The 25818-nt window shown below is 68.2% G+C and carries 24 protein-coding genes and 2 pseudogenes; 12 read left to right on the forward strand and 14 right to left on the reverse strand.

From position 1 onward, the window contains the following. Positions 1 to 4 precede the first annotated feature (4 nt). Entirely contained in the window at positions 5 to 1417 is a 1413-nt protein-coding gene (gene lpdA, locus ACWCRD_RS18170) for a dihydrolipoyl dehydrogenase (protein WP_450966814.1), read from the reverse strand. A gap of 131 nt (positions 1418 to 1548) precedes the next feature. After that, on the reverse strand, positions 1549 to 2724 hold the full coding sequence (locus ACWCRD_RS18175) for a saccharopine dehydrogenase NADP-binding domain-containing protein (RefSeq protein ID WP_450966815.1): 1176 nt from the start codon (positions 2722 to 2724) through the stop codon (positions 1549 to 1551). Between the two features lie 96 nt (positions 2725 to 2820). Between ACWCRD_RS18175 and ACWCRD_RS18180 the strand changes: the two genes are divergently transcribed. Continuing rightward, on the forward strand, positions 2821 to 3450 hold the full coding sequence (locus ACWCRD_RS18180) for a TetR/AcrR family transcriptional regulator (RefSeq protein WP_387861810.1): 630 nt from the start codon (positions 2821 to 2823) through the stop codon (positions 3448 to 3450). A gap of 50 nt (positions 3451 to 3500) precedes the next feature. On the opposite strand, the gene ACWCRD_RS18185 is transcribed toward ACWCRD_RS18180, so the two are convergent. The 3 genes from ACWCRD_RS18185 to ACWCRD_RS18195 all read right to left on the reverse strand — a co-directional run bounded on the left by ACWCRD_RS18185 (position 3501) and on the right by ACWCRD_RS18195 (position 5708). Beyond that, positions 3501 to 4562, reverse strand: a complete 1062-nt coding sequence (locus ACWCRD_RS18185; protein WP_450966816.1) for an LLM class flavin-dependent oxidoreductase — start codon at positions 4560 to 4562, stop codon at positions 3501 to 3503. Beyond that, complete coding sequence (locus ACWCRD_RS18190; RefSeq protein WP_450966817.1) at positions 4562 to 5095, reverse strand: SRPBCC family protein; 534 nt, start codon at positions 5093 to 5095, stop codon at positions 4562 to 4564. Before ACWCRD_RS18190 ends, ACWCRD_RS18185 begins: the two co-directional genes overlap by 1 nt. Before the next feature lie 115 nt (positions 5096 to 5210). Then, positions 5211 to 5708, reverse strand: coding sequence for a winged helix-turn-helix transcriptional regulator (locus ACWCRD_RS18195; protein WP_450966818.1), 498 nt, complete (start codon positions 5706 to 5708; stop codon positions 5211 to 5213). A 107-nt stretch (positions 5709 to 5815) separates the two neighbouring features. On the opposite strand from ACWCRD_RS18195, the gene ACWCRD_RS18200 reads away from it, so the two are divergent. Continuing rightward, the gene (locus ACWCRD_RS18200; protein ID WP_450966819.1) at positions 5816 to 6712 is read left to right on the forward strand and encodes an SDR family oxidoreductase; all 897 of its coding nucleotides are present in this window, start codon (positions 5816 to 5818) and stop codon (positions 6710 to 6712) included. A gap of 48 nt (positions 6713 to 6760) precedes the next feature. Here the strand turns inward: ACWCRD_RS18200 and ACWCRD_RS18205 are convergent, their stop codons facing one another. Then, entirely contained in the window at positions 6761 to 7444 is a 684-nt protein-coding gene (locus ACWCRD_RS18205; RefSeq protein WP_450966820.1) for a TetR/AcrR family transcriptional regulator, read from the reverse strand. A gap of 212 nt (positions 7445 to 7656) precedes the next feature. Here ACWCRD_RS18205 and ACWCRD_RS18210 point away from each other — a divergent pair, with 212 nt between their 5' ends. The 5 genes and pseudogenes from ACWCRD_RS18210 to ACWCRD_RS18230 form a co-directional block, all read left to right on the forward strand. After that, positions 7657 to 8631 (forward strand): enoyl-CoA hydratase/isomerase family protein, encoded by a 975-nt coding sequence (locus ACWCRD_RS18210; RefSeq protein WP_269464576.1) that lies wholly within the window; start codon positions 7657 to 7659, stop codon positions 8629 to 8631. Between the two features lie 7 nt (positions 8632 to 8638). Next, positions 8639 to 9559: an alpha/beta hydrolase gene (locus ACWCRD_RS18215; protein ID WP_450966821.1), complete on the forward strand. Its 921-nt coding sequence runs from the start codon at positions 8639 to 8641 to the stop codon at positions 9557 to 9559. 35 nt (positions 9560 to 9594) lie between these two features. Continuing rightward, positions 9595 to 11061 carry a class I adenylate-forming enzyme family protein gene (locus tag ACWCRD_RS18220; protein ID WP_450966822.1) on the forward strand — a complete coding sequence of 489 codons (1467 nt, stop codon included), beginning with the start codon at positions 9595 to 9597 and terminating at the stop codon, positions 11059 to 11061. A gap of 66 nt (positions 11062 to 11127) precedes the next feature. Continuing rightward, positions 11128 to 11496 (forward strand): annotated as a pseudogene (locus ACWCRD_RS18225) (ABATE domain-containing protein); the annotation flags it as partial. Positions 11497 to 11635: 139 nt separating this feature from the next. Continuing rightward, positions 11636 to 11734, forward strand: a pseudogene (locus ACWCRD_RS18230) (CGNR zinc finger domain-containing protein); the annotation flags it as partial. Between the two features lie 34 nt (positions 11735 to 11768). Here ACWCRD_RS18230 and ACWCRD_RS18235 read toward each other — a convergent pair. Then, a complete protein-coding gene (locus tag ACWCRD_RS18235) occupies positions 11769 to 12242 on the reverse strand; it encodes a winged helix-turn-helix transcriptional regulator (protein WP_031143657.1) in 474 nt (157 codons plus the stop codon). Between the two features lie 139 nt (positions 12243 to 12381). On the opposite strand from ACWCRD_RS18235, the gene ACWCRD_RS18240 reads away from it, so the two are divergent. Then, positions 12382 to 13395 carry an NADP-dependent oxidoreductase gene (locus ACWCRD_RS18240; RefSeq protein ID WP_450966823.1) on the forward strand — a complete coding sequence of 338 codons (1014 nt, stop codon included), beginning with the start codon at positions 12382 to 12384 and terminating at the stop codon, positions 13393 to 13395. A gap of 1658 nt (positions 13396 to 15053) precedes the next feature. Here the strand turns inward: ACWCRD_RS18240 and ACWCRD_RS18245 are convergent. Beyond that, complete coding sequence (locus ACWCRD_RS18245) at positions 15054 to 15893, reverse strand: alpha/beta fold hydrolase (RefSeq protein ID WP_217236359.1); 840 nt, start codon at positions 15891 to 15893, stop codon at positions 15054 to 15056. Positions 15894 to 15961: 68 nt separating this feature from the next. On the opposite strand from ACWCRD_RS18245, the gene ACWCRD_RS18250 reads away from it, so the two are divergent. Beyond that, positions 15962 to 16633, forward strand: a complete 672-nt coding sequence (locus tag ACWCRD_RS18250; RefSeq protein WP_450966824.1) for a TetR/AcrR family transcriptional regulator — start codon at positions 15962 to 15964, stop codon at positions 16631 to 16633. A 347-nt stretch (positions 16634 to 16980) separates the two neighbouring features. Here the strand turns inward: ACWCRD_RS18250 and ACWCRD_RS18255 are convergent, their stop codons facing one another. Further along, positions 16981 to 17568: a TetR/AcrR family transcriptional regulator gene (locus ACWCRD_RS18255; RefSeq protein ID WP_450966825.1), complete on the reverse strand. Its 588-nt coding sequence runs from the start codon at positions 17566 to 17568 to the stop codon at positions 16981 to 16983. 167 nt (positions 17569 to 17735) lie between these two features. On the opposite strand from ACWCRD_RS18255, the gene ACWCRD_RS18260 reads away from it, so the two are divergent. Beyond that, the gene (locus tag ACWCRD_RS18260; RefSeq protein ID WP_450966826.1) at positions 17736 to 18449 is read left to right on the forward strand and encodes an SDR family oxidoreductase; all 714 of its coding nucleotides are present in this window, start codon (positions 17736 to 17738) and stop codon (positions 18447 to 18449) included. 252 nt (positions 18450 to 18701) lie between these two features. On the opposite strand, the gene ACWCRD_RS18265 is transcribed toward ACWCRD_RS18260, so the two are convergent. The 4 genes from ACWCRD_RS18265 to ACWCRD_RS18280 all read right to left on the reverse strand — a co-directional run bounded on the left by ACWCRD_RS18265 (position 18702) and on the right by ACWCRD_RS18280 (position 22421). Further along, positions 18702 to 19535: an enoyl-CoA hydratase/isomerase family protein gene (locus ACWCRD_RS18265; protein ID WP_450966827.1), complete on the reverse strand. Its 834-nt coding sequence runs from the start codon at positions 19533 to 19535 to the stop codon at positions 18702 to 18704. 119 nt (positions 19536 to 19654) lie between these two features. After that, positions 19655 to 20461: a strictosidine synthase gene (locus tag ACWCRD_RS18270; RefSeq protein WP_450966828.1), complete on the reverse strand. Its 807-nt coding sequence runs from the start codon at positions 20459 to 20461 to the stop codon at positions 19655 to 19657. 31 nt (positions 20462 to 20492) lie between these two features. Next, positions 20493 to 21359 (reverse strand): alpha/beta fold hydrolase, encoded by an 867-nt coding sequence (locus ACWCRD_RS18275; RefSeq protein ID WP_383459312.1) that lies wholly within the window; start codon positions 21357 to 21359, stop codon positions 20493 to 20495. 66 nt (positions 21360 to 21425) lie between these two features. After that, the gene (locus ACWCRD_RS18280) at positions 21426 to 22421 is read right to left on the reverse strand and encodes an NADP-dependent oxidoreductase (RefSeq protein WP_450966829.1); all 996 of its coding nucleotides are present in this window, start codon (positions 22419 to 22421) and stop codon (positions 21426 to 21428) included. A 157-nt stretch (positions 22422 to 22578) separates the two neighbouring features. Here ACWCRD_RS18280 and ACWCRD_RS18285 point away from each other — a divergent pair, with 157 nt between their 5' ends. Beyond that, a complete protein-coding gene (locus tag ACWCRD_RS18285; RefSeq protein WP_351476496.1) occupies positions 22579 to 23202 on the forward strand; it encodes a TetR/AcrR family transcriptional regulator in 624 nt (207 codons plus the stop codon). Positions 23203 to 23433: 231 nt separating this feature from the next. Here the strand turns inward: ACWCRD_RS18285 and ACWCRD_RS18290 are convergent, their stop codons facing one another. After that, on the reverse strand, positions 23434 to 24444 hold the full coding sequence (locus ACWCRD_RS18290; RefSeq protein WP_450966830.1) for an enoyl-CoA hydratase/isomerase family protein: 1011 nt from the start codon (positions 24442 to 24444) through the stop codon (positions 23434 to 23436). 454 nt (positions 24445 to 24898) lie between these two features. On the opposite strand from ACWCRD_RS18290, the gene ACWCRD_RS18295 reads away from it, so the two are divergent. Next, on the forward strand, positions 24899 to 25810 hold the full coding sequence (locus ACWCRD_RS18295; protein WP_397801599.1) for an alpha/beta hydrolase: 912 nt from the start codon (positions 24899 to 24901) through the stop codon (positions 25808 to 25810). The last annotated feature ends 8 nt before the right edge of the window (positions 25811 to 25818 follow it).

Here is a 25818-nt window from a genome sequence, read left to right on the forward strand (position 1 = left end):
CCTGTTACATGTTGATCATGTGGCCCGCGAGGCCGTGGACGGCTTCCTTGACCGCCTCGCCCAGGGTGGGGTGGGCGTGGACGTTGCGGGCGACCTCATGGACGGTGAGGTCCCACTGCTGGGCCAGGGTCAGCTCGGGAAGGAGTTCGGTGACGTCGGGGCCGATGAGGTGGCCGCCGAGGAGTTCGCCGTACTTGCCGTCGCTGATCAGCTTCACGAAGCCGCCCGCGTCGCCCAGGCCGTGGGCCTTGGCGTTCGCGGTGAACGGGAACTTGGCGACCTGGACGTCGTACCCCTTCTCCCTCGCCTGCGCCTCGGTGTAGCCGAAGCTGGCGATCTGCGGCTGGCAGAAGGTGGATCGCGGGATCATCACGTAGTCCAGCTCCATGGTCTCCGCGTCCGCGATCGTCTCGGCGGCGACCACGCCCATCGCCTCGGCGGCGTGCGCGAGCATCAGCTTCGCGGTGACGTCGCCGATGGCGTAGATGTGCGGTACGGAGGTGCGGCAGCGGCCGTCCACGTCGATCGCGCCGCGCTCGGTGACGCGGACGCCGGTGTTCTCCAGGCCGTATCCGGTGACGTTCGGGGCGAAGCCGATGGCCTGCAGAACCTTGTCGGCCGCCAGCACCTGCTGGGTGCCGTCCTTGCCGGTGACGGTGACCCGGACCTGCGGGCCGGACTCGTCAATGGACTCGACGCGGGTCGAGGTGAGCACGTCGATGCCCAACTTCCGGTACTGCTTGGCCAGTTCGGCGGAGACCTCGGCGTCCTCCAGCGGGGCGATACGGTCCAGGAACTCGACGACGGTGACCTTGACGCCGTAGTTGTGCAGCACATAGGCGAACTCGACGCCGATGGCCCCGGCGCCGGCGATCACGATCGACTGCGGCAGGTCCTCGGCGAGGATCTGCTCCTCGTACGTCACCACGCGCGCGCTGCGCTTGGTGCCGGGCAGCAGCTTGGGTGTCGCCCCGGCGGCGATGATGCAGTTCTCGAAGCCGATGGTGCGGGTGTTGCCGTCGTAGTCGGCCACCTGGAGTGTGTGCGGGTCGAGGAACGAGCCGCGTCCGCTGATTTCGGTGATCTTGTTCTTCTTCATCAGGTAGTGGACGCCCTTGACCCGGCCGTCCGCGACCTTACGGCTACGGCGGAACGCCTCCCCGTAGTCGAAGGAGACCTCACCGTCGACCTTGATGCCGAAGGTCTTCGCCTCGCGCGTGAAGACGTGCGCCAGTTCGGCGTTGCGCAGCAGGGCCTTGGTGGGGATGCAGCCCACGTTCAGGCAGACGCCGCCCCAGTACTTCTCCTCGACGACTGCTACGCGCTTGCCCAGTTGGGCGGCCCTGATGGCGGCTACGTACCCGCCCGGGCCCGCGCCGAGTACGACGACGTCGAAGTGCTCACCCTGCTCGTCCATGGACCATTCCTTTCCACTGGGACGGTCGACTCCACGTCGGTGGCCGACTCGCTCCCGATCGCACAACTTGTTCGTCAACTCAGTCGCTGTGGTTCAACGCCCCGATGCCGTGATCCATGCCCGCGCAGCGATCACCGACGTGCCGAGGCCCCGTCGACTTCGTGTACTCCCGCCTCGGCGGCGCCGAGCCTGAGGGTGTCGAGCCCGAAGGCCGCGACCGGACCGTGCACACCGGGCTTCAGGACGGCATCCGGCGCCGCCGCATGGACTGCACCCCACGCCAGGAGGGAGCCCGTCATCTCGTAGGGATCGGGTCCGGTGAGGGCCGTCGTGGCCAGGGGACGACCGTGGCCGTCGCGGGCGACCGCGATCACCAGGGAACGGCCGTCGGTGTCCGGCTCACGATGTGCTCCCGGGAGCCGCCCGGACCACCGCGTCAGAGCAGCCCGCACCTTCGCCGACCTCAGCAAGGGCGCCTGGAGCATGGCGGCGATCTGTACCGGACGCGTCCACCGCCCGAGCCAGCCCATCCCCACCTCGACGCTCTCCAGCCGAGGGAAGACCTCGGGCAGGCCGAGATGCTCCGTGCCCGGGACGGTCATGGCCGGGCGTCGCACACCGGCGTAGCGGAAGGTGAGGACACGCTTGGCGGCCCGCTCGTCGACCAGTCGGGAAGAGGCTCCAGGACGTGGGGAGCGGTAGGCGAACCCGTCCTCGGCCGCCGCGGCGACCAGCGTCTGGCGCGTGCCACCCGTGGTCAGGTCCCAGGAGTCGCGCAGGGTGCTCCGGTAATGCAGCTCACTCCCGCGCCCCGAACGGGTGATGAAGTAGCCGATCTCGACATGGCATGCGCGCTCGCCCGCCTGTTCCAGGGCCAGGGCGCCGGCGAGGTTGCCGGGCACGTAGTCGTAGCCGAACGCGGGCACGAGAGTCGCTCCCCGGGCGGCCGCGACGGAGTCCAGTTCAAGGAGGACCCGGCGGGCGAAGGGGCCCTCCCCCGTGGAGTCGCAGTAGCGCGCTCCCGCCCGCGCGGCGGCCGTGACCGTGGCCATGCCCAGTTGCATGAACGGCCCGACCGTGGAGACGACCACATCGCTGGGGCCCAGAAGGCGCGTGAGGCGGGCGGAAGAGGTGACGTCCACTTCCGCCACCGGCAGTTCCGCCTCGAAGCGGTCGGCCAGGGTCAGCATCTTCGTTCGGCTTCGCCCGACCAAGGTCGGCTTCTCACCTCGTGCGAGCAGTTCCCTGAGAACCCGCCGCCCCGTGTAGCCCGTCGCACCCAGCAACAGGATTCTGCGCTTTTCCACGGCTACGTCTGCCTTCCGGAGGGCACTGTCACGACGACCACTGACCGACCACGAGTCATTCACTGACTTCAGGTCATTGAATATACGATGGTCAACATGAGAGGGCCAAACCGACGACAGCTGTATGCGGAGCAGACCCGGGCGGACCTGGTGGCGGCCGCGCGCAAACTCTTCGTCGACAACGGGTTCGCGGACACGTCGGTGGAGGCCATCACCGCGGCGGCGCAAGTGAGCAAGGGCACCTTCTACCACCACTTCCCGGACAAGAAGGCGATGTTCGCCGAGCTCTACACGGAGTTGCTCCAGCCGGTCGGAGCGCTCGCCGACGCGGCGTCCGAGGCGATCCGTGCGACACCGGGCAAGCCTGCGTTGACCGCCGTGTCGAACCTCACGCACGCCTTCTTGCGGCGGACCATCGACGATCCCCTGCATCGAGAGCTCATGGCACAGGCGCCCTCGGTGCTGGTGGAGCAGTACCGGCACATCAACGACACGGTGGCCCAGCCGCCGATCGAACGGCTCTTGACTGTCCTGGCCGAACGCGGTGACGTGGAATCGGATGTTCCGGTCGCCACCGTCGCCCGCCTGCTGTTGGCCGTCCTGTGCGAGGGCAACCAGATCATCGCCGCCGCGGCGGACCGGGAGGACGCCCTGGCCAGGACGTTCCACACGATCACCCTGCTGATGTCGGGCCTGGCGGCGGACGGCGTCAGCGCGCACGGTTGACGTCGACCAACGCCTGCAACAGCACTCCTCGACCGCACCCGGCCGTGCCGCTACCGTGCCGCCTCGTCCTCGATGTCACGGACCAGGTCGATGGCCCGGCCGATAGTGGTGAGCCGAGCGTCGAGGGTCTCTCCGGCCGGATAGAAACGTACGGTGTCCACACCGGCGTCGCGCCACACACGCAGCCGTTGGCGCACCATGCCCTCGGTTCCGATCAGAGTGGTCGCCAGCACCATTTCGTCGGTGACCAGGCCGGCCGCGCCGTCCCGGTCCCCGGCCTGCCAACGTGTGCGGACTTCGGCCGCCACTTCGGCCCAACCCTGGCGGCTGTAGGCGTTGTTGTAGAAGTTCGTGGTCGCGGAGCCCATGCCGCCGAGGCTGAAGGCAAGTTCCTTCTTGCGTCCGGCCACCATCGCGCTCAGCGCGTCCTCGTCGTCCGCGAAGGCGACCTCGGCGCCTTGGCAGATGTCGAGGTCGGCACGGGCGCGACCGGCGGCGGCAAGGCCCTGGTCCAGGTGGTCGAAGTACGCCTCCTTGGCGCCCTCGGGCACGAAACTGGTGCCCAGCCACCCATCGGCGATCTCACCGGTCAGGTGCAGCATCTTCGGCGAGAGAGTGGCGAGGTAGACCGGAATGTCATGCTCGGCACGCATCGACAGACGCATGGGCTTCGCCTGCCCGCCCGGCAGCGGAATCCGGAACTCCTTTCCTGAGTAGGAGACTTTGCCGCCCGCGGCGGCCTCCCGCACGATCTCGACGGTCTCCCGCATCCGCACCAGCGGCCGGGCGAAGGGCACGCCGTGCAGGCCCTCGATCACCTGCGGCCCGGAGGGGCCCAGGCCGAGAAGGAAGCGCCCCTCGGAGATCTGCGACAGTGTGATCGCGGCGCGGGCGATGGCCATCGGCGTGCGGGTGCCGAGTTGGATGATTCCGGATCCGAGGAGCATGCGCTCGGTCTTCGCCGCGAGGTAGCCCAACGGCGAGGGGGCCTCGGAGCCCCACGCCTCCGCCACCCAGCAGATGTCAAGACCGAGCTTCTCCGCCTCGGTGACATAGGCGACGTTCTCCCGCCAGTCGCCCCCGGAAGCCTCGATCGTGGTGGAGGTACGCATCAGAGCCTCGCCTCGCCCGCGGGCCGGGCCCTCTCGGCCAGCTTCTTGATGTCTTCGAGGGTGATGGTCATGTTGGCCTCGAACTCCCGCATGCGCACGAAGACGATCTTCTGCTCCTTCTCCGGCATGCGATCGATGGCGAAGGAGAGGCCCGAACGGGCCGGCCCCATCTGCATCCATTCGCTCAGCAGAGTGCCACCGCCCTGCGGCTCCAACGTGAACCGCCAGATCGCCGTCGGGTTCTGCGGGTTCTCGACGGCCCAGGCAAGCAGCCTCGGCGGCTCGCACTCGACGATGTGGGAGGTGGTGGCCCACTCCCCGAGTGCCTCGTGCTTGCTCCGGCCGATGAACCGGGCTCCCAGGGCAGGGGCGGTCCTGCCGTCCAGCCATTCGACGGACTGCAGTTCGGAGCTCATCCGCGGCATCAACTCGATGTCGGACACGAGCGTCCACACCTGTTCGGGCGGAGCAGCGATCCAGGTGCGGACCTCCACCGTCGGCTTGTCCGCATAGCGCGCGCCTGTCCACTCCATGTTTCCTGCAGCCTCCATGCCGATCCGAGAACTCCCATGACCTGACGTGACCAGTAAAGTTGCGTAGATGGACTCACCTGTCAAGGGAAAGCGCAGCCCCGGCAGAGCCGCTGAGTCAGCCGGCGAAACGCTCCCGCACATCCGGCCGTTCGGCCAGGTGTGGCGGATAGCCGGGGCCCATCCGAGGACTGGTGTTCTCCGCGGTCATCTGCTCACCGCAGGAAGAACACACCACCTCGGCGTGGGCTTCCTGTCCGCAGATCTCGTGACGCATGGCCACCGGCGGGCCCTGTTCACCGGACAGCCAGCGGTCCCCCCACCGGTTCATCACCAGCAGCGCACCGTAGAAGTCGCGCCCCTTCTCCGTGAGCACGTAGTCGTACCGAACCGGCTCCGTCTGGTACGGCCGTTTCTCCAGCAGCCCCTCGTCCACCAGCCGACGCAACCGGTCCGTCAATGTGTTGCGCGCGACCCCCAGTGACACCTGGAACGCGTCGAACCGCCGGATCCCGTAGAACGCCTCACGCAGCACCAACGGCGTCCACCAGTCCCCGAGCAGGTCCATGGTGCGCGCGATCGAACAGGGCCAGTGCGCAAAGGATGTCCGCCTCATGACCGTCAGCATAGGTTCGTCCAGTCGTAAGACCCAGCAGGTGGAGCGGTGACAATTCATCCGCGCGACATCTTGCGCTCAATAAATAACGAAGTTATGTTGCGGCCATGAAACGTGACTTGCTGGGCAGAAAACTGGTTGTCACCGGAGCGGCGCGCGGCATCGGCGAGAAGGTGGCCCGCCTGGCCATCGCCCGAGGCGCTCAGGTGGCCTTGATCGGACTGGAACCCGATCGGCTCCGTGACCTCGCCCGCGAGCTGGGCCCCGCCGCTTCCTGGCGTGAGGCCGATGTGCGCGACGGCACCGTCCTGCGGTCAGCGATCGACGAGGCCGCGGGGGTCATGGGCGGCATCGATCTGGTCGTCGCCAATGCCGGCGTCGTGGCGTACGGGACCGTGCGACAGACGGACGAGGCGTCGTTCGAGCGGGTCCTGGACATCAATCTGAACGGTGTCTTCCGGACCCTCAAGTACGTGACGCCCCATCTGGAGCGCAGCCGGGGACACGTACTGGTCGTGGCGTCCGCGCTGTCCTTCATGCCGCTGGCGGCGATGGCCTCCTACGGCGCCAGCAAGGCCGCGGCCGAGCTGCTCGCCCTGACCTACCGCCAGGAGGTGGCGCACCTCGGCGTCACGGTCGGCCTGGTGCACCCCTCCTGGATCGACACGGATCTCGTCCGGGGCGCCGAGGCGGACCTCCCCTCGTTCCAGGGCCTGCGCAACCGGCTTCCCTACCCGGGCAATGTCACCACGAGTGCCGACCGGGCGGCTGCCGCGATCGTCGACGGGCTCGTGCGCCGCCGCAGCCGTGTGTACGTCCCGCGCGCGGTCGTCGTGGCCAACTGGGCCAAGGCAGCGCTGAATTCGCCACTGGCCTGGCCATGGGCGAGGCGCTTCGCGGCCCGTGCCGTTCCGTCCCTCGAACGGGAGGTCGCGGCGCTGGGGAGGCATGACCAGCTCACGCCGGGCACCGGTACCTCTGCCGCCGAGACCAAGTCGCGCTAGCCGCAGATGAGGTGTCCCGCGCGAGACAGCGACCTGCCGTACCGAATCTCATCGACCTTGAACGATCGAGTCGTAAAGGCGCGCGCCCGCCTCGTGCGAGGCTTCGGCCCGTTCCCGCTCGTCGCCCAGACCGACAGAGAAGTTCACGCCCATCGGCCGCATCACCTGCGTCACGGGGTCCTCGAACTCTCCGAAGTGCTCTGCCAGTTCAAGGGTGATGTACCCGTGGACCAGGCTCCACAACTGGGCGGCTATGACTTCAGGTTCCTGCCGCTCGGCCCTGCCCGAGTCCACGAGCCGTCGACATGCCGCGGTGATATGGACGTGGGCATCCCGGAAGGCCGGCGAATGTCCGCTCAAGCGAAGGTCCGCTTCCGACAGCGGCCGGTACGTCGCACGAGTGGACAGGCCGAACATCAGGTCGTACAGGTGAGGGTTCTCGTGGGCCACTCGGCGGCAGGTCAAAGCCATGGCGAAGAGATCCGCGATCGGATCATCCGTCACCGGCACCTCGGCGAACGCCCCGGCGAGCTCCCTGAAGCCGTGGTCGGCGACGGCGCGCATCAGCTCGGGGATCCCACCGAAGTGGCCGTAGACGACCATCGTCGACAGCCCGCTCGCGGACGCCACCGTACGCGCCTTGATGGCCGACGGCCCCTGTTCGGCCAGCAGACCGACAGCGGCTCGCACCAGCCGCTCCGGTGCGTCATCGAGCTTCGGCCGCCCTGCCATGCCTCTCGCGCCTCCACCATTGACACTCTTGAAATAACTTGGTTATGTAACTCGTCACGGCAATAGTACACATCTCGAGCGACGTGCCGTTTCGGACACGGGGCGCGCCTCCCCGGACGGGCTTTCACGCACTGTCCCAGATTCCTGGCGCCGGCAGCCCCTCCCTCACTCGCTTTGCACTCCCCCATGAACCCAGCACGGGAGCAGAATCCATGCCATACAAAGACAAGGGTCATCTGGAGATCGAGGACCGCGGAGCCGTCCTCGTCGTCCGGGTCGACGGCGGCCCGCACCAGTTGTTCGGCCTCGACATCGCCCGGCAGCTGGACAAGCTGGTGACCCGGGTCGACCGCGATCCGAGCGTCCGTGCCGTCGTCTTCACCGGGGCACATCCCGAGCGGTTCGTCAGCCATGCCGCGGTCCAGTGGCTGCAGGAAGAGGGCGCCGCGAGCCCTACGGTCGGCCGGCGCGGTGCCGCCGCCGTCGTACGCATGGCCAAGCACGTGGACCGGTCCCGTCTCCTCGGGCCCGTGATGCGCAGGACTCCGATGCGCGGAGCCCTCCAGCTGGAGCGCCTGCACACGACCTTCCTGCGGATGAACGCCAGCGGTGTCCTCTTCGTCGCCGCCCTCAACGGTTCGGCTCTCGGCCTCGGCGCCGAGTTCGCCTGGGCCTGCGATTTGCGGGTCATGGCCGACGGGGACTTCTTCATCGGCCAGCCCGAAATCCTCCTCGGCATCATCCCGGGCGGAGGCGGCACCCAGCGGCTGACCCGCCTGATCGGCACCCACCGGTCCCTGGCCGCGATCCTCGAAGGCAAGCCGTTCACGCCCGCGGAGGCGCTCGCCAACGGGGCGGTCGACAAGGTCGTACCCCAGGACAAGGTCGTCGCGCAGGCGGTCGAACTCGCGGAGCACTTCGGCCGGCGGTCGAAGGGGTCGGTCGCGGCCGCCAAGAGGTCGGTGTACTTCGGCGGCTCGATGTCCCTGGAGGACGGACTCCACGTCGAACGCGCCGAGTTCTTCACCAGAGTCATGTCGAAGGACGGTCAGGAACTGATGCTCGACTACATGAAGACGACGGACGCCACCGGCGAGCTCCCGCTCTACGCCCCGGACACCTACGCCCAGGCGCTCGCCTCGGGCAGCGTGCCCGGGCACCGCTCGACGAAGACGACGCGGCGGTGAGCCGACGATGACCACTGCGCACCCCGTCACCCGCCACGACATCACCTTCCCCTCCGGCGACAGCACCTGTGCCGGATGGCTCTACCTCCCGACCGGCGTCACCTCCCCTCCCGTCGTCATCCTCGGGCACGGCCTCGGCGCCACCCGCGAGATGCGCCTGGACGCCTTCGCCGAGCGTTTCGCCCAGGCCGGCATCGCCGCCGTGGCCTTCACCTACCGGCACTTCGGCGACAGCGGCGGCCACCCGCGCCAGCTCCTGTCGATCAAGCGTCAGCTCGCCGACTGGGACTCCGCCATCGCCTACGTCAAGGCCCGCCCTGACATCGACCGCTCCCGCATCGCGGTGTGGGGCAGCTCCTTCGGCGGAGGCCACGCCATCACCGTCGCCTCTCGGCATCCCGAACTGCGCGCGGCCGTGTCCCAGTGCCCGTTCACCGATGGCCTCGCCTCCGCGCTCGCACTCGGCCCGGTCGCCTCGCTCAGGATGACCCCCGTGCTCGCCCGGGACACGGCGGCCAGACTGCGCGGCAAGGCACCCGCGATGGTTCCCATCGCCTCCGCCCCCGGTTCGCCGGCCCTCATGAACGCTCCGGACGCCCTGCCCGGATATCAGGCGCTGCAACCGCCGGGGAGGACGTTCCGCAACGAGGTGGCGGCACGGGTCATTCCGACCATCGCCACCTACCGGCCCGGGCGTGCGGCGAAGAAGGTCGCCATGCCGATCCTCTTCTGCGTCAGCAACACCGACTCCGTCACGCCTCCCGCCCAGACCCTCAGGTACGCGCGCACCGCACCCCGGGGAGAGATCAAGAGGTACGACGCCGGCCACTTCGACTTCTACACCGGCGAGACCTTCGAGGCCCTGGTCCGCGACCAGATCGAGTTCCTCACCCGGCAGCTGCGCCCCGCGTCGGCATCGACTCCTTGACCGGACCGCACAACACCGAGACAGGTACGCCCGCCATGAACTTCGCTTCACTGCCCGACCGCCGCGCCGCTCACGACCCCGATGGGGCAGCGGTCTCGGACGGGCGCCAGTCACTCACCAACGCCCAGTTGCTGGACCGCGTCCGTGCCGCAGCGCTTCAGCTCCAGGACCTCGGCATCGGTCCCGGCGATGTCGTGGCCCTCAAGCTGACGAACCGCATCGAGTTCGTGCTGCTGTTGTTCGCCGCCTGGCGGATCGGCGCCACCATCACGCCGGTCAACCCGAGCATGACCGACGTCGAGGTGGACCGGCAGGTCAAGGACTCCGGTGCGCGTCTGCTGGTGGTCGAAGACCGCGAGGCGCCCGTCACGGACGGTACTGCCGTACTCGCCGTCGGCGCACTGCACAAGGAAGGGGCGAGTTCGGATCACGCACCGCATGTGGACCCGTCCGCGCTGGCTCTCCTCATATACACCAGCGGCACCACCGGGACGCCCAAGGGCGTGATGCTGGACCACGCCAACATCGACGCCATGACGGAGATGGGCCGCCTGTCCCTGGACATCGGGCCCGCCGACCGGTGCCTGCTGATCCTGCCGCTCTTCCACGTCAACGGCATCGTGGTCAGCATTCTCACGCCTCTTCTCGCGGGGGCGAGCGTCGTCATCGCGGGCGGCCGGTTCGACCCACACAGCTTCTTCGACCTCGTCGAGCAGGAGCGCCCCACCTTCTTCAGCGCCGTGCCGACGATCTACGGCATGCTCGCTGCACTCCCGGACGACGTGCGGCCCGACACATCGTCGCTGAGGTTCGGAGTCTGTGGCGCCGCACCTGCCTCCGCCGAGCTGCTGAACCGGTTCGAAGCCCGCTACGGGTTCCCTCTTGTCGAGGGGTACGGCCTGTCCGAAGGAACCTGCGGGTCCACCGTCAACCCCGTCGCGGGCCCGCGACGTGCCGGCACCGTGGGACTTCCCTTCCCCGGCCAGCAGATTCGGATCGTCGACGCCGAAGGTACCGAGGTGGGGCCGGGCACGGACGGTGAGGTTCTCGTGAAGGGCCCCAACGTCATGCGTGGCTACCTCGGCCGCCCCGAGGAAACGGCCAGAGTCATCGTCGACGGCTGGTTGCACACGGGCGATGTGGGTCACCTCGACGCCGAGGGCTATCTGACCCTGGTCGGGCGCTCGAAAGACATGATCATCCGCGGCGGGGAGAACATCTACCCCAAGGAAATCGAGGACGTCCTCACAGGCGACCCATCGGTGCTCGAAGCTGCCGTGATCGGCGTACCCGACGAGAAGTGGGGAGAGGTGGTCGTGGCCTACATACAGCCGCGACCAGGCATGACCGTGGATCCGACGGCCCTGCGGGAGCTCTGTGCGCGCAACCTCACCGGCTTCAAGCGTCCGACCGAGTTCTTCGTGGTGGAGGCCATAGCGAAGAACGCGGTCGGGAAGATCGACAAGGCCTCCTTGCGCGCTGCCCACGTCGCGGCTTCCTGAGATTCACCGCGGGCCCAACCTGGATGCCCAGGCACCGGGTCACCCGCCGATGCGTCCCCCGCGGCCGTGGCAACGGACGACACGTGGATCTGGGACGGCGGGCGGGTCTGTCTGGACTTCACCAACACCCTCCGCCACCGGTGGCGGCCCACGCCGGGGGAGACGCTCCGGAACCCGGGTGATCTCACCCTCTGGCTTCAGCGGGCCGGACTGCTCACACCGGGCATCCCGGATCCCGTGGATGCCGCCGTCCTGGCATCGGGCCGACGGCTGCGCGAGGCGGTCGACCGGGCCGTACTCGCGGTCTCCGACGGCCGACTGCCCTCCTCCAGCGACGTCGTGCTGCTCAACGAATCGGCAGCACAGGCGCCCCGGCCGGCGCCGCAAATCACCATCAAAGGCGGTCACTTGGAGCCCGCCGGCACCATGACCATGGCACCTGATTCCGCGACCGCGCTGGCACTGATCGCGCAGGACGCCGTAGAGCTGCTCCTGTCGACCGAGATCCGGCGCGTACGCGTGTGCAGCGCGGACATGTGCGCCCTGCGCTTCCTGGACCCGCTCGCCCGCCCACAACCGCCGCTGGTGCTCGATGTCCCGCTGCGGCAACCGCACCAAAGTCCGCCTCCACCAGGCCCGAGCCAGACGGAGTGAGCGCACCCCGGCGGACTGAGCCCACCTGGACTCCTGCCGCCACCGCGCTCAGCTCACTCCGCGGGCCTCAGACGAAATGCGGGGCCGGGGACACTCTCGATGTCCTCCGCCTGCACGGCGTGGCCGCGTTCGCAGCGGATCTGGGCATCGACGTGCGCACCGCATCCGCGGTGTCGCGTCAGCACGGCCGGGCCCTCCGGGTCGGCGCGGTAGCGGTCACCCCACTGCAGGAGCCCCATCACGGCCGGGACAAGGTCCACGCCCTTGGGTGTGATCACGTACTTCGGCCGACTGCGCGAACCCGGCTCCTTGTAGGTCTCGGTGGCAAGGATCCCTTCCTCGACAAGCATCCGGAGCCGGGCAGCGAGAAGGTTGCGGGGACAGCCGAGGACCCGTTCGAAGTCACTGAAGCGGGACGAGCCGTACCAGACCTCGCGCAGGATCAGGATCGTCCACTTCTCCCCCACGACCTCAAGGGTCCGGGCGATCGAGCAGTTCGACATGTCCCGGTCGAGTCGGGTGTCCATGCCGGCGTCCTGAAGAGCTTCCGTCCTCGCATCCATGGGGGTGATTCTAACCCGACCTGAGTTTACTTTTCCATACTCAACAAGTAGCGTCATGACCGCACGCAGGCGACCGAGAAGATCACAGGGAAAGGCGGCCGGCATGAAGGCATTCGTCGTCCAGAAGTACGGCAAGGACGGCGTACGCGCCGCCGAGGTACCCGAGCCCAGCGTCGGTGACCGCGATGTTCTGGTCAGGGTGAGCGCCGCGAGCATCAACCCGCTGGACAAGATGGTCCGCAACGGGGAGTTCAAACAGCTGCTGAAGTACAAGCCTCCGTTCGTGCTCGGTCATGACGTGGCCGGCGTCGTGACGCGGGTCGGTTCCGCCGTACGCGGCCTCGAAGTCGGCGACGAGGTCTACGCCCGTCCGCGCGACCTGCGGATCGGAGGCTTCGCGGAGTACATCGCGATCGACATGGACGACGCCGCGCCCAAGCCGGTCTCGCTCACCCCGCAGGAGGCGGCCGCGGTCCCACTGGTGGCCCTGGCCGCCTGGCAGGTCCTCGTGGACCAGGCCCATGTGAAGCCGGGTCAGAAAGTGCTCGTCCACGCCGGTGCCGGCGGTCTCGGATCGACGGTCATCCAGCTCGCCAAACACCTCGGTGCCACCGTGGCGACGACCGCGAGCGCTCATTCCGAGAAGCTGGTCAGAAGCCTCGGTGCCGACATCGTCGTCGACTACAAGACGGAGGACTTCTCCAAGGTGCTGTCCGGCTACGACCTGGTGCTGGACGCCGTGGGCGGGGCGAACCTGGAGAAGTCGCTGACCGTGCTGAAGCCCGGCGGCCTGGCTGTCAGCGTCGTGGGCCCGCCGGACGCCGGGTTCGCCGGGCAGCTCGGCGCTCCCTCCTTCCTGGGGCTGGTCATGAACGTGCTCAGTCGCAAGATCCGCAAGCAGGCGAAGGCCCTGGGCGTTCGCTACCAGTTCTTCTTCATGCAGGCCAATGGCTCCCAGTTGCGCGAGCTCGGCGCCCTCTACGACAGCGGGAAGCTCCGCCCGGTCATCGACAGCACCTTCCCGTTCGATCAGACGCTCGAGGCGATGGCTTACGTCGAGCAGGGTCGCACCACGGCCGGCAAGGTCGTGGTCTCGATGACGCCCGACAGCAACTGAGATCAGGCCGGTCACACGGCATCCTCCTGGCATGATCACGCGGGGCCGACGACGGCAGGGGCGAGAGGCGCTCGCCGCGTCGGGCGGAACACCATCGACGGCTCGCGTGTCCCGACGCTCATGACGGACACGGGAGTTGTCCAACGGCGTCCTCTGCTCCGGCCCCGAATCCGAGGGCTGCCGGCGGCCGCAACAGTCTGCGGAGCCCCGTGCCCCGAGTGCCTTGGATTGCATCCAGGGAAGTGGTGTACGGGTTCGATCTGATCCGGGGTTTGCTCCGGCATCGGGTCGGTGCCCGCACAGATGAACGGCCATCGGCTGATCTTCGAGGTGTCGAAGCCCGAAGGACGTCAGCGCGATGACCGCACCTGCCAGTGCGCCCGCACGCCCTCGCCGAGGACAACCTCGCCGCGCCGAGTCCCGATCTGCTGCGCGCGACGAGCTGAACGTTCGCCGACACGCTCATGCCCGGGACCTGCGCACATACGTGGCCTTCCTGTGGTTCACGCGACGCAGGCGGGACCGGCGTGACGCGTCCATGGACCACCGAGCGGCGTTCGAGTGACGGCGGCGTCGTGATGAGCGTGGCCCTCGTTCGGAAAGGCGAGTTGGGACCGGGAGGTGTCCACGGTCAACGACTTCTACCTGTGGGCAGGACGTCGTCAGGGCCGATCCCATCCGTCAGCGCGCGGGCTTCGGTGTGGTCGCCGTGGCGGGACAGGGCTGGCGGCACGACGGTGCGGCAAGTGCCGGCCGCGGCACTACGCGGCCCTGGTCGACGTGCGCTTCCGGCTCCGCATCCCGGCGCCGGGCCGGCCTGCGACGCCGACGCAACCCTCCGGACCCGACGTACGTACGGAAGCCAACCTGAGCCGACCACGGAAGGAGAACCCCGACCTGCGCGCACTCTGGCTCTGTATGAGGAGGCCATCCGCCGGCCGGCTCTCGAAATCGGCGCACTGCACAGCGGCGGCACCGTTCTTCCACTGCCAACCGCAGCAGGACCGCGCCGCCCGGGCCCTCCTGAATCCGACACTCCCAGGCGCCTGGCGTGCGAAAGGACGTCGGGCGTAGCGCGCAGCCGACTACCGATGATCAAGGAATCACCTGCTGGACAGCGGACGAGATCCAGACCGGCGTTGCGCTGATGACCGAGCTCGGGCAGTTCGGCGGCGGCGGTCGGGCCCTGTACGGCCCTCGTCTCGGCGAGCGGAGCCTCAGGGACTGGTCCGGCGGCTCTCCCTGCCGCCCCCGGGGCCGACTCGCTCAGCGGACCGGCCCGGGGCACGCTGGAAGGAGCGGCGGCGCCCACGTCGTCAAGGCCAGCAGCGAGGGCGTCGAGTGGCTCTGCCCGAATACCACGATCGAGCGGATCGCCGCCCAGTGGCCGGACCTCAGGCGCTCCTCGTCGCGGTCACCGACGGCGCGGCCGGCGCCCACGTCTTCGACGCCCGTGCGGCACGTATCAGCCGTCCCGGCCGGAGGGTCGCGGCGGTGGACACCGTGGGAGCGGGCAGGGCAGCCGGGCGACGGCGCACCCCGCCTCGCTCACGAAGGATGCGCCTACCTCAGCCAGCCGCTCCCGCGGCCGGGGTCCGGCCTGCCGGATTCTCGCGCACGGACCAGGCGTCAGCGACTGCACCGAAGCCCTGCAGGCGTTACTCGTCGAGGAACTGAATGGCGTGCTTCAGAAACCGCTCGGGATACTGGAACTGCGCTCCATGCCCGGCATCGGGGTAGATCAGCAGCTGAGCGTTGGGGATGTTCTGGGCGAGGTGCCAGGAGTTGATCGAGGCGATCATCACGTCGTTCTCGCCGTTGAGGACCAGCGTCGGCTGGGTGATCGCGTTCAGGTGGGCGTAGGGGTTCTCGCCCGGCAGCGGTTCCGCGTAGGCCATAGTCGCTTCGAACTGCGCCTGTGCGACCGCGGGCGAGCTCGGCGGGTCCTGGTCGACCCGCTGGTGACGGCGCTCCCAGAAGGCCTTGCCCGCTTGCTTCGCGGCTTCCGAGCGGCCGAAGAACAGGAAGAGGAAGTCCTCCAGGGTGGGGACCGGGTTCAGGGCGTACTGAGGCACCTGGGGGTCACTTGTCGGGTCCCCGCCTCGGAGGCCGGTGCCGAGCAGGAGGAGCTTGCGCACCAGCTGGGGGTGGCGCAGCGTGACTTCCTGCGCCTGGAAACCGCCGAGCGAGAAGCCGAGCAGGTCGACCTGCTCCAGCCCCAGTGCCCGGATGACCGCGGCGATGTCGTCGGCCATGTCCTCGATCCGATTACGGGGCGTGCCCGATGACGAGGCGACGCCGCGGCCGTTGAACAGGATGACCTCACGGCCTTCCGCCAAGCCGTCGGTGAGCAGCGGGTCCCAGTTGTCCATCCCTCCACGGAAGTGCTGGACCAGGAAGATCGGGACGCCCGAGGGCTTGCCCCAGCGCCGGTAGGCGAACCGGTCGCCGTCAACCTCGATGTACTGAGTCGGTGCGGTCACATGCGTGTCACTCATGGCCTGAGCCTTTCTGGAGGGGGTGAGCAATACGATGACGATCGTAATCTAAAAAGTCAACCTCTTCGATGTCGATCGACATCTATGTATGCTGGACCGTCGAGCGCCGATCGACGAAGGGACGGCTGGACATGCGGGTCACCAAGGCACAGGCAGAGCAGAACCGTGCCCACATCGTCGCGACAGCCTCCAGGCTGTTCCGTGAGCGCGGCTACGACGGTGTCGGTGTGGCAGAGCTGATGGCGGCCGCCGGGTTCACCCACGGCGGGTTCTACAAGCACTTCCGCTCCAAGGCCGACCTGATGGCCGAAGCGTCCGCGAGCGGGCTCTCGCAGACCGTGGCACGGGCACAAGGTCTGGACCCCGCCGAGTTCGTCGAGCGCTACGTCTCGCGGGAGCATCGCGACGGGCGCAGCGACGGCTGCACCATCGCGGCCCTCGGCGGCGACGCCGCACGTCAGCCGGCGGACATCAGAACAGAGTTCGCAGCCGGGATCGAGAACCTGCTGACGGCCCTTCAGCCCCAAGGCGATACACCGGGAGATGCGGACCAGCGCGCGGCCCGCATGATGGTGATCGACATGCTCGCCCATTCGGTCGGCGCGATCATGTTGTCGCGGGCATGCCCGGACGGCTCTCCGCTGGCGGACGAGATCCTCGATGTCTGCCGCAAGGAGATTCTCGCGTCACTGGCACAGATCAACAGAGACCAGCTGGCGGCAAGCAGTCCGGAGACCTGACCGCAGCCGACCGACGCAAGCCCAGCCCAATACCTTGAACATCACGAGGCCAGCTCCCAATTACCTCAGCACTAACACCGGCAGCACCACCCCGCCGCCCTTTCGGGCGACCATTTTCAACGCGGTCCAGGCGCAGGGTGGGAGTGGGACCCGACGCCGTACAGGTGGGCAATCTCGGGAAGCCCAGCAGCACGCGGTGGCGGTAGCCCTCCGGCCGACCCGCCCCAGCCGTCCAGTCGTGCCGGTATGGGCGGCAACGGCCGGATGACCCTGCCATGCGGGGATGCGGGCCATGCCGCAGCCGAGGACTGCCCGGATGGTCACCTGGACCGAGTCCGGGCCGCACTTCAGCGAGGCAGCAGGACCTCGACCTGCCCCCGGATGTCCTGCACGATCTCCTCCACGCTCAAGGCGATGTTCACGCTCACCGCCATGCTGAGGAACATCACGGCGGACACGATGTGTGCCAGCGTCGCGGCGTCGCCCTCGGTGACCCGCTCGTCTCTGCGCAGCACGGCGGCGACGGCCTCCTCGGTTTGCGCGACGATGGCGAGTGCCGCGCCGTGCCGGGGCTCCTCGGGGTCACCGAAGACCATCTCTCGCAGGTAGGTGCGTCCGTTGTCGATCTGGACGCGGTTGCACTCGACGATCGGCCGGACGATCGCCAGCACCGCGTCCAGCACGCCTGGGACGGTCTCGGCGGCCGCCCGGCCCCGCTCAAGCGCTTCGACGTACTTGGCGTTCTGGACAAGGAGGAGGAGTTCGCCCTTGGTCTTGGCATAAAGGAACAGGGTCCCGGTGCCGATGTCGGCCTTGTCCGCGATCTGCTGGGTCGTGACCTCATCGACGCCGTGCTCGGCGAACAGATCACTGGCGGCAGCGACAATGCGGTCGAGTTTCTCCTGCTTGTTCCGCTCGCGCCGTCCGAGAGGCATGGCGGTGTCCTCCAGGAATAGATTCTGACTGTAATCAGTTATGATTGTACTCAATGTCATGTGGGCTCGAATGTGGCTCCGCTCATTCTCCCATCGCGGGGCGATGTGTCCTTGCCCCATCCGTGCGCAGCCACGTACTTCACATCCCCCTCGGAAAGAAGGAACCCATGCCCTCCCTCGATGGAGCAGTCGTCCTCGTCACCGGCGCCAATGGCGGTATCGGCACCCACTTCGTCCACGACGCCCTGGCGCGCGGCGCCGTCAAGGTCTACGCCACCGCCCGCTCCCCCCGCGCCTGGGACGACGACCGCATCGTCCCCCTGACCCTTGACGTGACCGACCGCACGTCGATCGACGCGGCCGTGGCCGCCGCGGCGGATGTCACCGTGCTCGTCAACAACGCGGGCGCCACCCCGCCGAGCGCGAGCCTGCTGGACGTCACCGAGGCAGACATCCGGGCGAACATGGAGACGAACTTCTTCGGACCGGTCTTCCTCGCCCGCGCCTTCGCACCGATCCTCGCCGCCAACAAGGGGTCAGTCCTCATCGACGTGCACTCCGTTGCCAGCTGGTATGCCTTCGGCGGCGCCTACAGCGCCTCCAAGGCCGCACTGTGGTCGGCCACCAACTCGTTGCGCATCGAGTTCGCACCCATGGGCATCCACGTGACGGGGGTGCACATGGGCTACGTCGACACCGATATGGCCGCGCACGCCGACGGCCCCAAGATGCTGCCGACACAGCTGGTGACGATGGTCTACGACGCCGTCGAGGCCGGAGAATACGAGGTCCTGGCCGACGACTTGACCAAGGGGGTCAAGGCGGCTCTGAGCGGCCCGGTCGAGGCGCTTTACCCGGACCTGCACAGCACGGAAGCCTGAGCTTGTTGTTCGTTCCCGACGCGATCTCTTCACGTCGGGGACCCAGTGATCCATGGCGTGCGAACGGTCGGCCGACCGGTGTCCAGAAGCGGTGCACCGTCGCGGCCGTCGAGCGGTGGAGGACATCGGCGGTCGATCCGGCAGCAGCCCGATCCGACCATCGTGCCGAAGACGTCGGAAATCAGGTGGGCCCCGCGGCAAATGAGGACGGACGCAGCATCCGCTGCGTCCGTGCTCATTTTCTGATGGGTGTCAGCTTGGCTGGTTGGCGATGCCGATGTAGTGCCCGAGACGGTACTCGAAGTCGATGCCGGCCTGTTCGACGACGGCCTGCGTGCCTGCGGCCCGGGTGAGGAAACCGGGAAGGGTGAGGGAGTGGGCGAACTCGCCGTACGCGGCGACCAGGTCCCCGTCCGGGGGCAGGGTTGCCCGGTTGATCTGGGCTTTGGCCGAGGCGAGTGAGGCGCGGTCGAAGGAGGCGAGTCGGGCGGCGACGGTGCCGACGAAGGCGTCGACTTCGCTGTCGGGGAGGGCGCGGGTGATCCAGCCCCAGCGTTCGGCGGTGTCGGCGTCGTAGTCGTCGCTGGTGAGGATGGCTTCCAGGGCGCGGTCGCGTCCGATGGCCCGGGGCAGGCGTTCGCTGCCACCACCGCCGGGCAGCAGTCCGCTGCCGACCTCGGGCTGTCCGAAGATCGCCTTCTCACGACTGGCGTAGCGCAGATCGAGGGCGAGGGCGAGCTCGTTCCCGCCGCCGCGGGTGCGTCCACGGATGACCGCGATCGTGATGTACGGCGCTTTGGAGAGTTCCAGGACCAGATTCGTCCATGCCGGCACCGCGTCCGGGTCCTCGGGGGCGGGGAAGTCGGCGGCGGCGGCCAGGTCGAAGTGGTTGTAGAAGAAGTCGGGGGTGGCGCTGTCGAACAGCACGACCTGGATGTCCGGGTCGGTGGCCAGTTCGGTGACGATCTCGATGAGGCGCAGGACCGTCTCGCCGACGATGAGGTTGACGGGCGGATTGGCGAAGGTGATCTTCGCGATCTGCGGTGAGGTGCGCTCGTAGTGGATGGTGCTCTGCTGCTCGCTCATGGCTGGCTCCGGATGCGTGGTGGGTATCAGACGGCGATTGGGGTGCGAGGAGGGCAAGGAAGCCGGGGCGGATGGATGTACCGAGCAGATCCGGCGGTCCCGTTTCCCGTCTGCGCTGCTCACTCCTGGTAGTGCGGGAGGATCTCGCCGTTCTTGACGTAGGTGAGGGCGGCGGCGACGTCGTAGGCGTGGATCGCGGAGACCTGCGGTGCCAGCCGGTCGGACAGGTCCTCGATCGCGTTGCCGCTGAAGAAGGCGTCCCGTGCCGCGGTGTCGGTGAACCCGAGGCTGACCGAGGCGTGGAAGCGCTGGTCGTGGGGGTTGTCGTGGGCGACGTCCGGGGTGTCCCAGAGCTTTTTCGTCCAGGGCAGGAACGTCTGCGTGCGCAGTTCCTTCAGCACTCCGGTGCCGGCGAGCGCGGGGGCGAGCTCCTCGTTGACGAACTTCCGCAAGGCGCCGGCGCCGACCCCGTCCCTGCGGCGAAGGTAGATCAGCGCGCGGGCACCGACCGTCTCTCCGGGGCCCGCGACGTCGTACCACCGGGAGGAGTTCGGCGGGCCGGCGTAGAGCAGGGTGCGGCGGAACACGTTGATCTCGTCGGCGTGGGCCAGCTTCGTCTGCTCGCGCCCTTTCAGGGGGGCGAGCACCGATTGGAAGGTGACTTCCGCGACGCCGTCGATCTTCCGGTCTGCTGGGATCGCGGTCTGGACCCCGTCGATGGCCGGCCACAGGCCCGTGTTCTGCTCGGCGAGGTGGATCTGCCGGTACTCCTCCAGCCCCGGGGTGGCGGAGATGATCCCTGAGTGCGGGCCCTTCCAGTGGTCCATGCCGGTCTGGCGGGGCTGGTCGGTGCGCACCCACAGCAGGATCGAGGAGGTGAGAGGCTTCTTCACTTCCGGGGGCGCGGCGACCGGTGACGTGCTCATGATGTTGCCCTTTTTCCTGGTCAGGTGGTGGTCATCGAGCCAGGAACTCGACCGCGACGGGGGCGAACTCCTGGTGGTACTGGAAGATGCCGCCGTGCCCGGAGTCGGGGTAGATGATCAGCTCGCTGCCCTTGATGCGCCGGTGCAGGTCCTCCGACAGGACCGACGGCACCATGCGGTCGTTGTCGCCGTTGGCGATCAGGGTGGGCTGCGTGATCGACGACAGGTCGTCAGGGGCGGAGCGCCCCCACTTCTTGATGGCCTTCAGCTGCGTCTGGAACGCCTTGGTCTTGATGTCCGCGTCGCGGTCGACGGTGCGCTCCTTGAGCCGGTTGACGAACGCGCGTGCGGCGGGCTTGCCGGTGGCATTGCGGTTGAAGAACAGGAACTCCTTGGGGTCCGAACGGGTCAACGTGGCACGCAGGATGTCCCAGTAGGTGACTCTGGCGACCTTGTCCATGTCCTTGCCGCCCTTGGGCCCGGTGCCGGTGAGGACCAGCTTGCGGACGAGCTCGGGGTGCTTCACCACCAGGGCCTGGGCGACCATGCCGCCGAGGGAGAACGAGAAGACGTCGATCTTGTCGAACCCGAGGGCCCTGATGAAGGTGTAGGCGTCGTCGGCCATCGCCTCGACACTGTCCGGCACCTGGCCGGTGGACGCCCCGACACCGCGGTTGTCGAAGGCGATGACGTGACGTCCCTTCGCGATGGGGTCGATGATGCGGGGGTCCCAGTTGTCCAGGGTCGCGGCGAGGTGGACGAAGAAGACGACGGGGATGCCGCCCTTCGGTCCCAGCTCGCGGTAGGCGTAGGTGACGCCGCCTGCGCGGACGGTGCGGGCCGGGGCCTTCGCGTAGGAGGTGATGACGGGTTCGTTCGGGGCGTCTGTGCTGCTCATGACCGATTCTCCTTGCGTGTTCTGTGTCGCTGTGTGTTTCGTGTCGCCCGTCGCGGTTGCGGCGGGTCAGCTGTTGCCGATGACGGCCTTGCCGCGGATGCCGCCCTGGGACAGGGACTGCAGCGCGTGCGGGGTCTGGTCGAAGGGGAACACCTTTCCCACGACCGGGCGCACCGCGCCCTGGTCGATGAGGGTGGTGATCCGGCGGAGCTGGTCGCCGCTGGCGTGCATGAACAGGAACTCGTACGTCACGCCGAGCTTCTTCGCCTGCTTGCGGATCTTGCGGCTCAGGGCTGTGACCGCCAGGCGCAGCAGCGGATTCAGGCCGGCCTGGCGGGCGAACGCGGGGTCCGGGGGACCGGCGATCCCGATGGCCTTGCCGCCGGGCCTGAGCACCCGCAGGGACTTCTCGAGGGTCTCTCCACCGAGGCTGTCCAGCACCAGGTCGTAGCCGGTCAGGAGCTGCTCGAAGTCCTGGGTGCGGTAATCAATCACCGTGTCCGCGCCGAGCGCGCGCACGTAGGCCGCGTTGGAACCGCTGGCAGTGGTGGCGACACTCGCGCCGAGGTGCGCGGCGAGCTGGATCGCGATCGAACCGACCCCGCCGGCGCCGGCGTGGATGAGCACCTTCTGCCCGGGCCTCAGCTTCCCGCGCTCCACCAGCGCCTGCCATGCCGTGAGCGCCGCCAGCGGCAGCGAGCCGGCCTCTTCCATGCTGATCGAAGCGGGCTTGAGCGCCAGGTCGCCCTCCGCTACGGCGATGCGCTCGGCGAACGTGCCGATGCGGTCCTGGTGGGGCCGGGCGTAGACCTCGTCTCCGGGCTTGAAGCCGCGAACCGCCGTCCCGACGCGGACGACGGTGCCCGCGACGTCGTTGCCCAGGATCAGCGGCAGCTTGTAGGGCAGGATCTGCTTGAACTCACCGGCGCGGATCTTCTCATCCAGCGGGTTCAGCCCGGCGGCCTCCACTCGCACAAGCACGTCGTGCTCCCCCACGGTGGGCTCGGGGACCTCCGCCTCCTGCAGCGACTCCTTGTACTTGGTGACGACGAACGCTCGCATGGGGCGCCACTCCTGATACTTGTCCTATTTATCCAGGTCTGAGACTGGATCGGCAAACCCGGCGCGACATCCGGGGGCCTCACGACCTCGCACCATCCGGTCGATCCGAGTACACTCAACTATGAGTCCACTCATAATTATTGTCAAGGGGGTCCCCATGGGAAGCGATCACATGCCGACCGGGCGCCGCGAGAGGGCCAAACAGGACAAGCGCGAGCGCATCATGACCGCCGCCCGCGAGCTGTTCGCCGAACACGGCGTGGACAGGGTCACGACGCAGCAGGTCGCCCGCCGGGCCGATGTCGCCATCGGGACGCTCTACCTGTACGCGTCCACGAAGGCCGAGCTGCTGATCATGGTGCAGAACGAGAAGTTCGCCGCCGCCGTCGATTCCGGCCTCGCCGCCGCCGACGCCGCCGTAGGACAGGGCGCGCTGGAGCGGGTCATCGCTCTCATCCGCCCCCTGGTGGAGTGCGTGCGGGAGCACATCGAGAACGGCCGCACCTATCTGCGCGAACTTGTCTTCGGCGACCCGGCCGAGCCATACCGGCAAGTGGGTCTGACCCTTGCCGGCCGCGTCGAGGACGGCATCACCGGCCTGCTCACGCGCAACGAGGACATCGGCGCCGCCGACGCGGCAACGCTGGCGCGGGTGATCACCGCGATCATCCACATCAGCACCACCGCCACCGTGTGCCCGCACCGCAGCGACGAGGCCGTGCTCGCCGACATCCGCGACCAGGTCCACGCCACCCTTGCGCAGCACATCCGCGCCGCATGACCGCTCGCTCCACGAGCCGACCATGTCCCCGGAACGGGGACACTTCGTGAGCACGCGCTACGGCGTGATCACCATCGGCGGCGGAAGCGCGGGCACGTCACCGCGATCCGCGCCGCGCAACTCGGCAAGAACAACCTGTCCGGCAGTGCGGCAGTGCGGCAGTGCGGCAGTGCGGCAGTGCGGCAGTGCGGCAGTGCGGACAACGAGCAGCCGCTAACCCTGCACTCCCGGTCAGGCCGGCGGCGTCTGTCCGCCCTGCGCCTCACGTTCCCAGATGGGACTGCGGTCCTTGTCGACCAAGGCCGCTCGGACGCCCTCCAGGAAGTCCGGCGTGCGAATGGTCGTGCGCGTGAGAGTGAGCTCAGCGTCAAGGCACTCGCGCAACGTCTGCTGTCTGCCCCGGGCCAGCAGGTTGTGAGTGATCTCCAAGCTCTGCGGCGAGGCGGACTCCAGGGCGATCAACGCGTCTGACGCCCAGGCGGTGTCGAGGTGACGCAGGCGTTTCTCGATCTCACCGAGGGTCGGCGCGCCGAACGCCCAGTCCATCTCCCCGCGTACCTCCGCCAGCCTGCTCGCCCCCACCGGCGAACGGTCGGCAAGGCGGTTCAGGACGACGTCCACCGGGGCGCCTGGGCTGTCCGCCAGGGCGTCTGCGACCGCACCGAGCCCGTCCGTGGGGACGAAGTGCGTGGCCAGCCCCGCGTACAGGGCGTCGGCAGCGTCGAGACGGTGCCCGGTCAGTCCCAGGTACATGCCTATCGCGCCGGGCAGCCGCGGCAGAAAGTAGCTGGCCCCGATGTCGGGGAAGAAACCGATCCCGGTCTCGGGCATCGCCAGCACCGCACGCTCGGTGACGACGCGGAAGGTGCCGTGGACCGACAGACCGAGACCACCGCCCATGCACATGCCGTCGATGAGCGACACGACCGGCACGGGATACTCAGCGATCCGGGCGTTGAGCCGGTACTCGGAGGCGAAGAACCGCTCACTGGCCTCGGCATCCCCAGCGAGGCTGTGCTCGCGGATCGTGCGGATGTCGCCGCCGGCGCAGAAGGCCTTCACACTGGTGCTGGCGATCACCACAGTGGACAGCGGTGTGTGCTCCCATACGGCGAGCGCACCGTCAATGGCCGCGACCATGCCTGTCGTCAGGGCGTTGAGCGCCTTGGGTCGGTTCAGAAGGATCCGGCCGACGCCCCGGTGCACATCGGTGAGAACCTCGCCCTCAGCAATGTCAGTCATGCGTCTCATCTCGTACTCCGCGCGGACCTGGCTGTTGTGCCATCACCGTTCCTCCGTCGCCGAATGTCGCCCCTCATGGCTGAGCAGGCGCTCGTGTCCGGATCCCCCGCCAACAACCCCGTTGTGCCCACCGTGGACGAGATCCAGGACCTCTACCCGCAGATCTACGGCTGAAGGTCAAGATCCTCGCACAGGTCGCGGAGCGCCTCCAAGAACCTCCCGGCCGCCAGGGCATCGCCAGTCGGACCTCAGACCGCTGATCCGCAACGGCAGAGATTCTGGAGCGTTGACCACCCTCGGCCGCCCGCACCGCGCCGCCGCGCCCGCAGCCAGAGGTGCCCCTTACTCTTCTGGGTTTACTTTCTTATACTCAGCCAGTAGCGTCTGGACCATCACATCAACCTGGCTGCACGCGGGACGTGGGCGTGGCAGCAACCTGCGAAGGAGCACCACCATGGGCGTAAGCCGAGAGGCACAGGAGTTCGCGGAGTTCCTCGCGAGCGTGAGCGCGAAGTCGTCGACACCCGGTCTCGACCTGGCCGTCATCCGCGACATCGTGGACTCGAACCACAAGGCGTCGACCGAGCCGGAGGGCGTCACGTACGCCGAGGTGGACGCGGGCGGCGTCCCCGCCCTCTGGGCCATCCCCGAGGGCGCCGACCCCGACAAGGCACTGCTCCACTTCCACTTCGGCGGATCCGTCACCGCCTCCATGCACTCGGACCGCAAGGCCGCAGGCCACATCGCCAAGGCAGCCGGAGCCCGCTCCCTCGTCGTGGACTTCCGCCTGGCGCCCGAACACCCCTACCCGGCGCAGCTCGACGACGCCGAGACGGCGTACCGGTGGCTGCTCTCGCAGGGCTACGAGCCGCGGAACATCGGCAGCACGGGCCACTCGATCGGAGGCACCCTCGCGGTGATGCTCCCGCTGCGCCTGCTCGCGAAGGGCGAGGCGACGCCGGGCGCGATCGTCAGCGTCTCGCCGTGGACCGACCTCACCATCCAGAACGCGTCGGTGGACGAGAACGAGGACAACGACAAGATGCTCAGCAGGAGCACCCTCGAACTCTTCCGGGGAGCCTGGCTGCAGGATCCCGCCGTGGACTTCACCGACCCCGCGATCAGCATCGCAAACGCCGATCTGACCGGCCTGCCGCCCACCACCGTCCACTACGGCGAGTACGAGACCCTCGCCGACGACGGCGCCGAACTCGGCCGACGCCTCGCGGACTTCAAGGTCACCTCAGAGGTCCACCCGATGCCCGAAGGGCAGCACTCGTTCGTCCTGGGCGCCGGGCGCGTACCCGAGGTGGACCAGGCGATCCAGCAGATGGGCCAATGGCTGCGCAAGCACCTCGGCGCGTGAGCTGAAGG

This window comes from Streptomyces sp. NPDC002092 (assembly GCF_053593775.1).